Source organism: Caldicellulosiruptor morganii, assembly GCF_026810225.1.
Classification (GTDB): domain Bacteria; phylum Bacillota; class Thermoanaerobacteria; order Caldicellulosiruptorales; family Caldicellulosiruptoraceae; genus Caldicellulosiruptor; species Caldicellulosiruptor morganii.
This window is the reverse complement of the sequence record NZ_CP113865.1, coordinates 873,609-886,048: the sequence shown is the minus strand read 5'-3', so window position 1 is coordinate 886,048 and position 12,440 is coordinate 873,609. Positions and strand designations below refer to the sequence as shown.

10 protein-coding genes and 1 pseudogene are annotated in these 12,440 nt (G+C 35.1%); 1 reads left to right on the top strand and 10 read right to left on the bottom strand.

The genetic code is table 11. The features are described 5' to 3' along the window. Positions 1–5 precede the first annotated feature (5 nt). The 4 genes and pseudogenes from OTK00_RS12230 to xerD form a co-directional block, all read right to left on the bottom strand. Positions 6–911: pseudogene (locus OTK00_RS12230) on the bottom strand (ABC transporter permease subunit); the annotation flags it as partial. Positions 912–1,106: 195 nt separating this feature from the next. Then, positions 1,107–1,820, bottom strand: coding sequence for a type 1 glutamine amidotransferase (locus tag OTK00_RS04115; RefSeq protein ID WP_045170130.1), 714 nt, complete (start codon positions 1,818–1,820; stop codon positions 1,107–1,109). A gap of 25 nt (positions 1,821–1,845) precedes the next feature. After that, complete coding sequence (locus tag OTK00_RS04110) at positions 1,846–3,180, bottom strand: MurT ligase domain-containing protein (protein WP_045169174.1); 1,335 nt, start codon at positions 3,178–3,180, stop codon at positions 1,846–1,848. Between the two features lie 117 nt (positions 3,181–3,297). Then, positions 3,298–4,173, bottom strand: a complete 876-nt coding sequence (gene xerD, locus OTK00_RS04105; protein WP_045169173.1) for a site-specific tyrosine recombinase XerD — start codon at positions 4,171–4,173, stop codon at positions 3,298–3,300. Between the two features lie 604 nt (positions 4,174–4,777). On the opposite strand from xerD, the gene OTK00_RS04100 reads away from it, so the two are divergent. Next, positions 4,778–5,890 (top strand): MGDG synthase family glycosyltransferase, encoded by a 1,113-nt coding sequence (locus OTK00_RS04100; protein WP_045169172.1) that lies wholly within the window; start codon positions 4,778–4,780, stop codon positions 5,888–5,890. Positions 5,891–5,997: 107 nt separating this feature from the next. On the opposite strand, the gene OTK00_RS04095 is transcribed toward OTK00_RS04100, so the two are convergent. Genes OTK00_RS04095 through OTK00_RS04070 form a run of 6 tightly spaced genes read right to left on the bottom strand, consistent with a single transcriptional unit; the run spans position 5,998 to position 12,363 of the window. Further along, complete coding sequence (locus OTK00_RS04095) at positions 5,998–7,290, bottom strand: PDZ domain-containing protein (RefSeq protein WP_045169171.1); 1,293 nt, start codon at positions 7,288–7,290, stop codon at positions 5,998–6,000. Between the two features lie 22 nt (positions 7,291–7,312). Then, a complete protein-coding gene (locus OTK00_RS04090; protein WP_045169170.1) occupies positions 7,313–8,491 on the bottom strand; it encodes a S41 family peptidase in 1,179 nt (392 codons plus the stop codon). A gap of 15 nt (positions 8,492–8,506) precedes the next feature. Continuing rightward, complete coding sequence (locus tag OTK00_RS04085; RefSeq protein WP_052670869.1) at positions 8,507–9,646, bottom strand: murein hydrolase activator EnvC family protein; 1,140 nt, start codon at positions 9,644–9,646, stop codon at positions 8,507–8,509. 39 nt (positions 9,647–9,685) lie between these two features. Then, positions 9,686–10,570 (bottom strand): permease-like cell division protein FtsX, encoded by an 885-nt coding sequence (ftsX, locus tag OTK00_RS04080; protein ID WP_045169169.1) that lies wholly within the window; start codon positions 10,568–10,570, stop codon positions 9,686–9,688. Continuing rightward, the gene (gene ftsE, locus OTK00_RS04075; RefSeq protein WP_045169168.1) at positions 10,527–11,246 is read right to left on the bottom strand and encodes a cell division ATP-binding protein FtsE; all 720 of its coding nucleotides are present in this window, start codon (positions 11,244–11,246) and stop codon (positions 10,527–10,529) included. Before ftsE ends, ftsX begins: the two co-directional genes overlap by 44 nt. Positions 11,247–11,268: 22 nt before the next feature. After that, positions 11,269–12,363, bottom strand: coding sequence for a PucR family transcriptional regulator (locus OTK00_RS04070; RefSeq protein WP_045169167.1), 1,095 nt, complete (start codon positions 12,361–12,363; stop codon positions 11,269–11,271). Positions 12,364–12,440 lie beyond the last annotated feature (77 nt).

The window sequence follows — 12,440 nt, the reverse complement described above, 5'->3', positions numbered from 1 at the left end:
TTCTTCTATTTTTTGGGTCTGTAAGGCACACCATCAGCTGCCGGAGCTACACTCTTACCACCTATACCTACAAGCGCAAGTATTGTAACTATATATGGCAGCATCATAATAATGTTTTTGGACACTGTAAATTCCTGCAAGCTGTAGCTCAAAGCTGTTGCAAAACCAAACAAAAGCGATGCCAAAAAAGATCCCACCGGTGTCCATCTTCCAAATATCATGGCAGCCAGAGCGATATAACCTCTTCCGGATGACATTTCGGGCGAAAAGCTATTCAGTGCCCCAATTGAAAGATATGCTCCACCAAGTGCTGAAAATGCCCCACCTAAAATCACACCCAAATATTTCATTTTTACAACATCAATCCCTGCTGTCTCGGCTGCTTCAGGATTTTCACCTACGGCTCTTAGTCTAAGCCCAACAGTTGTTTTAAACAAAAACCACTGGCTGAGTACTATCAAAACAAACATAATATAAACCATAACATTCTGTCCGCTCAGTACAGTCTCACCTAACCGTGGCTCACTTTTTTCAACCACAAGCTTAACTTCCCTTCCAACCATCAGGTTTGCAAGTTCCTGTTCATTTGTCTCTCTGGTATTAAGGGTCCTGACTGTCTTTCCTCTTCTCATAACAGTTACTCTGTCCGAAATTTCCATAACTTCATCAAGTTTATGGCTTATGAACAAAATAGATATACCCTGGGTTTTAAGATTATTGATAATCTTAAAAAGTTCTCTTGTCTCTTGAGGTGTGAGCATTGCTGTAGGCTCGTCAAGTATCAAGAGCCTTGCATCTCTGTAAAAAGCTTTTAATATCTCTACTCTTTGCTGCATACCCACGCTCAAATCTCCAACTTTTGCCTTTGGGTCAATTTCCAAATTGTATTTCTTTGATATCTCAAGTATCTTCTTCTCAGCTTCCTGGACATTAAACCTAAAACCTTTTGACTCAAATCTTTAGAGGTCAGACATCTGACATCAGATGTCTGACATTATTATTTTATAACTTTTATTTACAAAAGTCAACATGAAAATTTATAAATTTGTAAATTATAATTATAAAAGACTGCCACTTAATAGCAGTCTTTTGCAAAAGATTCTGTATTACATATACAACTCCTTTACTCTATTGTGTGCCATATACTCCAATTCATCATCCAATTTTTGAAACTCCAATTTGCTTAAAGCATACTTTCTTTCAAGAGCTCTTTTGAGAATATAATCAGCAATATGCGGATTTTTGGGAAGAAGAGGTCCATGTAAATAAGTAGCTATGACATTTTTATAAATTAGTCCTTCAAACCCGTCCCTCCCGTTATTGCCAGAGCCCTTTAAAACATTACCAAAGGGCTTAAAACCATGATATGTCCTGCCACCATGATTTTCGTAACCCACAACTGTTTTTGGAAAAATATCCAGGGTTGTTTCAATGACTATATTCCCAATCAGTCTTTTGCCTTCAGACCGGGTATAAAAATCCAATATTCCAAGCCCCTTAATAACTCTCTTATTAGCATCAATATAAGCCTCCCCTAAGAGCTGATACCCTCCACAAATTGCAAGAAGGCAAACTCCATCCTCAATAAGGCTTTTTAGCAGATCTTTTAAGTTTAGCAATTGGCTATACATAATTGCTTGCTCCCTGTCAGATGCCCCTCCAAGCAGGATTATATCCGCAGTTTTTAAAATTTCCTGGTTTGAATTGAAGCTATATTCAACTATATTTGCTTTTATACCTCTCCATTCACATCTTTTTTGCAGTGTAATGATATTACCCCTATCACCGTATAAATTCAAAGCTTCCGGAAACATATTCACAATGTTTAGTTCCAATCCTATCACCTCAATGCTTTTTCAAACTCTCTATTATTTTCTTTGTCTTAAACAAAGCTGTATATGTGGGAAGAATGTAAATCTTGTAAGCTTCTGTAAGTGAAATTACTTTCTTCAAATCTTTTTCAAAATCAATAAACTCAAAGTTTTTAAGTTCAAAACTGCTGTACTTGACTCTCAGGGCGATATCCTCTTTTCTTTTTCCACCAAAAAATAAAGATCTAATATCTTTAATTTCACTCAATATGTCAAAATCAGCATCCCAGATCCACGAAACATCTTTACCATCAGCAGCATTGTCATTGAGAATGAAAATGATTGCTTTAGGATAGGGGTCTTCTGCTATTGTTTTTAATGTCTCAGTCATGCCAACTGGATTTTTAACAAGCGATATTACTACCTTTTTATCACCTATTTTTATTTCTTCCATGCGACCAAGTCTGTTTATAAATGTCTCAACTCGTTCTTTTATTTTATTTGTCTCTATCCCCAGTAAGACTCCAACAGACATTGCCGCACATACATTATAAAGGTTATAAATGCCCCCTGTTCTCCATCTAATATTCTGAATTGTTATGCCACTTTCCCTATCCACAAAGTCAAATATAAAGTTACCATCTTCATTCTTAATACCGGTGATTACAAATCTGCTTTCAGGATTTTTGTATCCGCATCTGTTGCAAACATATTTTCCAAGATGTCCAACATTATAAAATGTATATTCGAGCTGGTTATTACAAATCGGGCAAAAGCGGGAGTCAAGTGTCACATTTGCCAGTCTACTGAGCGCATTTTCATCAACACTGTAATAAAACTTCTTCTCTCCATTGTAACTTGCCAGATTGGGATCATCTGCATTTATAAGCGCCAAGGCACCATTAATATGACTTAAGATAAGATCCTTGACCCTGTCAAGCTCGCCATACCTGTCAAGCTGATCTCTGAAAATATTTGTTGTTACAAATATGTCAGGTTTTAAATGCATGGTAACCCTCGGCAGTGACCCCTCATCAACCTCAAAACACCCCACATCATAGCTTTTTTTAATATTATTTAAAAAAGCTCCGACAAGTCCATTTGCCATATTAGAACCCTTTAGATTTGACAGGACAATTTTATCATCATTTATTAACCAATGTATTAAATTATTGGTTGTAGTTTTTCCATTTGTACCAGATATAAATATTTTCAATTTGCATCTTTTGTCAATCTCTTTCAGAATGTCTGGATAGATTTTCAAGGCAATTTTACCAGGCGCACTTGTGGCATCTTTTCTTAAAAGCTTCAGCAAAAATCTAACCATGTTTCCCGCAAAAATGGCAATATAAAACCTTAAATTTCTCAATACTCTTCATCTCCCTGTCCAATACTATCTGATAAAGATAAAAAGCAAGGCATAGCCTTGCCAACTTTCAAACCTCTTACAACCAATATATGTTATTTTATGTTAAAATTATAAATTCTATGCGCGTGGATGCGCTCTTTGATAAACCTCTTTTAACTTAACATTTGCTATCTGAAGATATCGCTGCGTGGTGGAAATATCAGCATGCCCCAGCATCTGCTGAACAGCTCTTACATCTGCTCCGTTTTCTATCAGGTGGGTTGCAAAAGAGTGTCTCAGCACATGAGGAGTTATCTCCTTGTTTATACCTGCAGCAGTAGCATAGAATTTTACTATCTTCCAAAATCCCTGTCTTGTCATTCTTGAACCATTGAAATTTAAAAAAAGAGCTTCTTCCTCTTTATTTCTTGCAAGATATGGTCTTGAATATTTTAGATATTTCTCCACTGCCTCAATTGCATAACTGCCAACTGGAATAACCCTGTCTCTTTTTTTGTTTCTGCATATAATGTATCCATGATCAAGGTTGATATCAGAAAGGTTAAGACTAATCAGCTCACTTACCCTGATGCCTGTTGCATACAGCACCTCAAGCATTGCCTTGTCTCTGATACCTTTTATATCATCTTCTTTTGGACAGCTTAAAAGTTTCTCCACCTCATCTTTTGTCAAAATTTGAGGAAGCGTTCTTTCAAGTTTGGGTGGATCAACCTCTATTTTCCCTATGTCCACTATGCTCTGCTCTTTCAAAAATTCATAGAACACCTTCAGTGAAACAATTGCTCTTGCTATCGTACTGTTAGACTTACCGTTTTTTTGCATATCAATTATGTATGTGATAACAGTAGCTTGAGAAGTATTTTCAATTTTAATCCCAATTCTTTCTAAAAACTCTATGTATTTTTTTACATCTCTTATATAAGACATTATTGTATTTTGCGAAAATCTCTGCTTTTGATGCAAATGCTGATGAAAAACTTCTATTATACTCATCTATATTCAAATCCCCTCTTTGTTATAGATTCCAGAAATTAATCCTATAAAATTTCAAATCAATGTACATGCAAACCTTGATCCTATATAATCAATTATTACTATTATACACATTAACACTATTATTACTAACCCTGTAATAAGTCCAAATTTGCTTTCAAATCTAAACACCCTATCCTTAGTGGTAAATGAGTACAAAATAAGTATAATCAAAAGTAGCACAACAATCAATTATTTAAATGAAATATTTACAAAAAGATTATTGATTGAAAACTGTGAATCACAACTAATCTTAAAAACTGTTTTTTAAGAAGTTTATTATAATTTAACTCTACACTTATTATCATAAAATGGTGTACAAATATGCTGTTGCTTCTCTATTTTGATATCACATCATCAGCAACAATTTGTAGGGCTAATTATTTATTTTTCCGTTCCCATATAATATAATTTTTTACTATTTTGTTTTCTGAATATTTCACATTACCAATGAAATAGTATATAATAATCATGGGTAGTTTATCCTCGTCTTTATTTGATGGAGCTTCTCATTTTATTTGTCATGACTTTAAATTAATTTTAGAAAGATTTGAGGGAATAGAGCATGAATATCCTGATATTGAGTCTTGATGCCGGTGGCGGACATTTTGCCGCATCAAGCGCACTAAAAACAGCATTTTTGCAAAAAGATCCACAGGCAAAAGTAGAAATTATAGACACACTCAAAATTATTAGCCCGATACTCGACAGGCTCGCGGTTGGTACATACTTGAAAGCTATTAAAACAGTTCCTTTTATATACGGGCTTGTATATGACTCAACAGACAAAGACCCGCCTACACACTTTAGCAGGACAATTTACGAAAAGTTTTACTTTGCATTCTTCAAACTCTATAACATAATCACCCAGCTAAATCCTGACGTTATAATTGGAACTCATCCATCACCTGTGGATATGGTAAGCCAGCTAAAAAAGCGTGGACAAATTAATATACCTATCATCAGCGTAGTTACAGATTTTACTATACACCCTTACTGGATTAATGATTATACCGACTATATAATTGTTCATCACGAAAACCTGGTATATGAAGCTGTTAAAAAAGGAGCTGTCGAAAAAAAAGTGTTACCTCTGGGCATCCCTATCAATCCATCTTTTTCAATAAGTCATGAAAAAAAGCAAATTCTTGCTGAACTTAACCTTGAAGACAAACCTACAATCTTAATCATGGGAGGAAGCCTTGGTCTTGGAAATATTGAGGATATAGTTGAAATGGTTTGCAGAATATGTGATGAAAGCTACCAAATAATTGTTGTTGCCGGAAAAAACAAAACCTTAAAAAAGTCACTGGAAGGAGGAGCTTTTGGAAAAAAGATACGCGTATTTGGTTTTATCGATTTTATAGACAAGCTCATGGAAATAAGTAATATTTTGATTACAAAGCCCGGTGGTCTTACCTGCGCCGAGGCACTTTCTCGTAAACTTCCAATGATTTTAATTTCTCCTATACCCGGACAAGAGGAGAGAAATACCTTTTATCTTATCAACAATGGCGCTGCAGCATATGTAAAAAACGTTGATAGTTTTGATATAGTCTTTAATCAAATAATAAAAAACCCGCAAAGGCTTGAGCACATGAAACTTGCATGTACATTTCTGGCAAAACCAAATTCATCAATTGAGATTGTAGAATTTATAAGGGGAATGGTAGGCTAAAAATGCCCCATTCCCCTTTTCTCTATAAAAAGCGTTTTTTACTGGACTGCGGGTAATGTTATTTTAATTAAAAGTATAAATTAAATAAAAATTTTATTTATTGAATATCAATTTGTCTTATTGAACAAAAATCTTTTTATTCTGCTAGCTATACTTTTAATAAATATAAAATAACCTTCAGTCTCAATTTCATAGTTTGGCATCACGTTTTTGGTAATGACTATTATACCAAGGTTTCTTATCCCGTTTTCATAGTCCTGATAGTAAAGCTCTCTTACTTTCCCTCTTTTATCCTTTACCTTCACCCACATATAAATCTGTGCATCTGAAAATATCCTCTCAAGGTCACTTTCAGATTGAATTAAAATCCCATTTATAGAAATCAATATATCACCAGGTCTTATTCCCATCTTTTCAGCAACGCTATTTTCTTCAACATACAATACCTTGATTGTATTCTCCTCTGCCTCAAATATTGATTTTCCCTCTTTTTGTTTCTTTTGCTGAAAAAGTATTATGCTCTCATGAGCAACTGGTGCAAACAAAGCTGCAATCCATTTAAAAGCATAAATCCTATACGAAAGTGCACTTAAACCAAAAAGTACAATACTGAATATGCTCAATACAAAGGCGCTCTTTTTGCTAACCACCTGTGGCTCATCAGAAATAGCCAAGTCACCATAACCAAGTGCCGCTACAATAGGTGTCAAAAGAAGCAAGGTAGTAGGAGTTACCTGCTGTGGTTTGAACAAAGGCCACCATGAAGGTTCAAACAAATCAATCTTTACAGCTAATGCAGATACCTGAAAGTTAAATGCAATTATAACCATGGGAATAGCCCAAAACCTTTGCATAAGGTAAGCACCTGTGATTGAATAGCTATCTTGATACTCTGAAGATTCATTCTTTTTCTTTCGTTTTATTACAACGGGTATTGCTCCCCTAAAGCCATCCAAAAATATCAAGAGACTCTCAATAAGGTGCAAAATTGCTACAACCAATAGAATTCCCGAAACATCCACAGCCGGTTTTTTAAATATTAAAGACACAATCGAAATAATACCTGCTGAATATGAAAAGCAAAGATACCTTGGGTTTATAAGAGCAAGCACAAGAGCGATATACCAGAGATAAAGAAAGCTATCAACATCAACCACAACCCCAAAAAGCAAGGTAATCAAACTAACTATATACCCGCCTACAAGTCCTGCCACAGATGCTTCAACTACCTTGTAAACAAGAGTCCTTCGATTATAACCCAGGACAATTTGCTCAAACTCCTGCTCTCTTTTATATAGAAATGCTATCAAAATAACTATTACCCAGAAATTCCAGCTAAAAAGAAGACTGAAGATATTGAGTCCTGTCAGCTCAAATATCTGCCAGAAAAACTTAAACATAAACTGCACCTCAAACCTTTCTTTAAATACTGCTTTTCAAAATTTCAATTGCTTTTTTAAGTTGCAAATCCTTATCCAGTGGCACATTTATTTTATCCTGATATTCTTTGGGCTGTAAAACCTGAATATCAGGCTTTATGCCCTTTTTGTGAATATAACTGCCACTTGGGAGAAGGTACTGGCTAACAGTTATCTTTATTGCTGACCCGTCACCAAGTTCAAATATCTGCTGAACTACACCTTTCCCAAAAGTCTTCTCACCTACAATTCTGGCTCTTTTTTGGTCCTTTAAACATCCTGCTAAAATTTCTGACGCCGAAGCTGAATATTTATTTGTCAATACAACAAGAGGTGTTACAGTATCGCCATTTTTATATGATTTAAAATACTGCTTGTTATTGTATCTATCTTTAAGATAGACTATGAGCTGCCCTTTTTTGAGAAAGTTGCTTGCAACATCAACCACAGACTCCAAAAGCCCACCCGGGTTAAATCTGAGATCAATAATCAAAGCTCTGCATCCGCTACTTTTGAGCTTATCATATGCATCCATAAAATCCTGCGGGGTATTTTCATCAAAGTTTGTTATTTTTATATACCCGATGATATTGTTAAAAATTCTGGTGCTCACTGTCTTTATTTTTATTTCGTCTCTGAGTATCTTTAAATCTACTGGTTTTGAATTCCCCTCTCGAAGAATTGTAACAGTAACAGGCGTACCTTTCGGTCCTCTCATAAGACTCACTGCTTTTTCTATATCTTTCGAAGTTAAGCTAATCCCATTTACTCTTATAATCTTGTCACCCGGTTTAATACCTGCCTTATATGCAGGTGAACCTTCAAACGAATTTACAACTTCAATATAATGTTCGCCTGGCTCTATGGTAACACCTATTCCAAAGTATGTTCCCTTGCTTTGTATCATAAATTCCTCAAATTCCTTTTTTGTAAAGTATTCGGTGTAAGGATCATTTACACTTGCAGCAATTCCATCAATTGCGCCATCTATCAACTTCTGATCTGTAATATCCTTTGGCTCATAATAGTACTTTTTCAAAAGTCCAATCACTTTAGAAAGTTTAGGATTTGTTACCGGGTTGTTAGCATAAAATGGACTTCCAAAATAAAGATACGTTGTAAAAATATATGTTGCCAGCGCAGTTATCACAATTATTGCTATGGTATTGAGTCTTTTTTTCATGCTTACCTTCGCTCCTTATTTCAGATAATTCAATGGGTCAACAACATCTCCGTTTATTCTCACTTCAAAATGAAGGTGTGGACCTGTTGAATACCCCGTTGAACCTACATTGCCTATGCATTCGCCTCTCTTCACCTTTTGCCCAACAGAAACATTTATTGAGGAAAGATGCGCATAAAGCGTACTTATACCACTTCCATTGTCCAAAATAATGGTTTTTCCATATCCAGAAATCCAACCGGCTAAAATCACATCACCATCAGCTGCTGCTAAAACCCTTGCATTATAAGGTGCACCAATGTCTATCCCTGTGTGCATCTTGTTTTTCTTCAAAATAGGATGAAATCTCATTCCAAAATAGGAGGTTATATCATAGTAGCCATCAACTGGCCACAAAAGTTTACCACCTGAATATATTCGTTTTGTTTTCTGTTTTGCCAGGATTTCCTTTATCTTTTTAGAAAGTTCATTAGAAATCTCTTCCAGTTCATCAAGTATCTTCTCCAACCTGTTCTGTTCTTTTTCAAGGTAAGTCAACAGTTTCTTCTTTTCCTGTTGCTCAGCAATAAGTGAATACTGATTTACTTCAAGCTCTTTCTTTTTTTCATTTAAATCCTGTTTTAGCAAAACCAGCTCTGTCTTTTTCTTTTTTATTTCCTCAATAGTCTTAGTATACTCATTTAGTATTTGCTTATCATACTCAATTATATCGTTAAAAAGATACATTCTTGTAAAAAAATCTGAAAGATTTTTTGAATCAAGCAAGATCTCTACGTACGAAACCGAGACGTTGTTCATCTCATATATTGCCCTGATTCTATCTTTAAACTTCTGATAATATGCCTCCTTTTTGGCTTGCTGAATTTGAAGCTGCTTTACAGTATTTTTAATTTTGTTCTCCACAATGAGAATATTGTTCTTTAAAAACTCAATCTGATTTTTTGTTCTGTCAATCTTTTTATCAATTTCATCTATTTGGTCAAGCAGCTGTTGTTGCCTGTTTTTTATTTCCACAATCTTTTTCTGAGTTACCTTTTTGTCCTTTTCAACCGACTTTAGCTTGTTCTGATAATCCCTTAATGTGTCGGATACAGCAACTTCAAAAATTAAAACAAAAACCAAAAACAGCACTAAGAAACTGCTCTTTTTAAACAAAATAGAAAACCCCCTCTTAAAAAAGAAAAAGAGGTTGACCTAAACTTTTAAATATCTTCTCAAAGAAATTATACTGCCCAGAATACCAACCGTACTCCCAGTTAAAATAAACAGCCCCAATATCTTGTATTTATACATCGAAATATTGACAAAGTCTACAAATGTAATTGTCTCTGAAAGATATTTTATCGAGTAGTGATATATCAGAAGCACTATAGCATATGCAAAAGTTGCTCCCAGTATTCCAATTATAAAACCTTCCACTACAAAAGGACCACTTATAAACCTATTTGTCGCACCAATATATCGCATTATTGAAATTTCTCTTCTTCTTGCAAAAAGGGTAATCTTTATGGTATTTGCTATTATAAATATTGCTATTATGTACAGTCCTAAAATTAACGCTATACAAAGTACATTGAGTACTCTTATTATCCCCTTTAACCTATCAACTGTCTGAGAGGGGAAATAAACCTGTGCAACTCCTTCTAAAGCTTCCAGCTGCTTTGCAAGATCCTTTGTATATTCTAACTTTACAGGCCTTACAATAAAATAGCCCCGCAACGGATTATCCTTTTCAAGACCTTCTAAAAGAAAGGAATTTTTCCCAAGCTTTTTTTTGAAATCTTCAAGTGCCATCTCAGGACTTATATAATCAAAATTTCGAATATAAGCATTCTTTCTTAAAAACTCTTCAATTACAGGAACTTTATCTTCCTGTCCTTTTTGAAGAATTACTCTTATATCAACAGTTTTCTCTATTTGCTGAGCAATGTAGTTCAAATTGATCCCCACTGCAATGAATATACCAACTACAGTTAAGGCTGCCACCACAATTGAAATAGAAGCAGCAGCCATAGTTTTGTTCAAAAATATATTCTTAAATCCATCTTTGCAAAAGTACTTGAGCGTCTGAAGCCTCATAGCTGTAGACTCCTTTGGGTTGGTCTTTAACAATTTTACCTCTGTCAATTGCAACAACTCTTTTTCTCATGCTATCCACAATTTCTTTTGCATGTGTTGCAACCAGCACTGTTGTTCCTCTTTTATTTATATCCTCCAAAAGTTTCATTATCTCCCATGAGGTATCAGGGTCGAGATTCCCGGTTGGCTCATCAGCAATCAGTAAAGTGGGCTTGTTGACAATTGCTCGCGCCAAGGCAACCCGCTGCTGCTCACCACCGGACAGCTCATGCGGGTAACACTTTGCCTTGTGCGCAAGCCCAACAAGAGACAGTACAAAAGGGACCTGCCTTCTGATAAGCTTTGAAGGTGCTCCTGTTATTTGCATTGCAAATTCAACATTTTCGTATACTGTTTTGTTTGGCAGAAGTCTAAAATCCTGAAATACAATGCCAATCTTTCTTCTGTAGTAAGGTATTTCTTTTTTGGGAAGCTTATTTAAATTGTACTCCCCGACAATTATTTCTCCTTCAGTCGGATCAATCTCTTTTAAAAGCAGTTTTATTAATGTAGATTTACCCGCTCCACTTGAACCTACTAAAAAGACAAATTCACCTTTATCAATTGTTAAGGTCACATCACTGAGCGCAAGTACACCATTGGGGTACTTTTTGCTCACATTTATAAATTTTACCATTTATATTCACCTGCAATATTTTTTAAAATGTGATATTCCCTTTTGTATATTCAAGATACTGATTTACAAGCATAGCCATCTTGAAGATAATAGCATCTTCAAATTTTCTCAAATCCAGACCTATCATTCTCTCAATTTTATCAAGCCTGTAGACCAATGTATTTCTATGGATGTAAAGCTGCCTTGCTGTTTCAGAGACATTCAAATTGCATTCAAAGAACATTTCAACAGTTTGAATAAGCTCTGGATCAAAGTCAGAAAGCTTCACATCCTTGAACACTTCTTCTAAAAACATCTCACATAACTTGGTTGGCATTTGATATATAAGCCTTCCAAGCCCAAGCTTATGATAACTTACTATATACTTGTCCTTTTCAAAGATATAACCAATCTTAAGCGCTGCTTCAGCCTCTTTGTATGACATTGAAAGCTCTTTAATATCATCAACAACAGAACCAATCCCAATATATGCTTTCAAAAGAAGTTCAGAGTTTAGGGTATCAAGTATAATCCTTGCCACCTTGTACGCATCTTCGTCACCAGACCCCGGTTTTAACTCTTTTATGAAAACAATTATGTTATTATCCAGTTGTATAATGAAATCCTTTGTACTTTTTGGAAAGATACTTGTTAAAATCTCTGCAATGTTGATATCCTTGATTTCTTTTGCATTTGGAATATAAATAGCAAAAACAACTCTTGTAGCACCTGTGGCGATATGAAGTTCTCTTGCTTTTGTGTAAATCTCGCCAGGCAAGATATTGTCGTACAGGAGATTCTTTATAAATAGCTTTTTATCATAGGCAGAAGCCGGTTCTTTTGCCTTCATCACAACAAGGTTTAGCATGTCCAGAAGTTTTTCAGCATGTGGTTCTGTATTGTTTATATACAGCACATATGTGTCTGTTTGCCCTCTGTAAACTTTATATGTGCGTCCCTCAAAGATTTCAAGATCGGTGTCCATCTTTATCATGTCAATTGCAACTGTGTTGATTCTGTTCTGAGAAAGTGGATTTGAACTGTAAACAACTCTTCCATCAGCTTCTATATATCCGAATTCATCATCTATAATATCCTTTGCCTGCTCCAATACATCAATAACCTTCTGTGTCATCATAACGCTATACCTCACCCTTTTCCATAATAGTATTTTATAAATCTATTATACTTTTTTTCTTTGCAATTGTAAAAGGT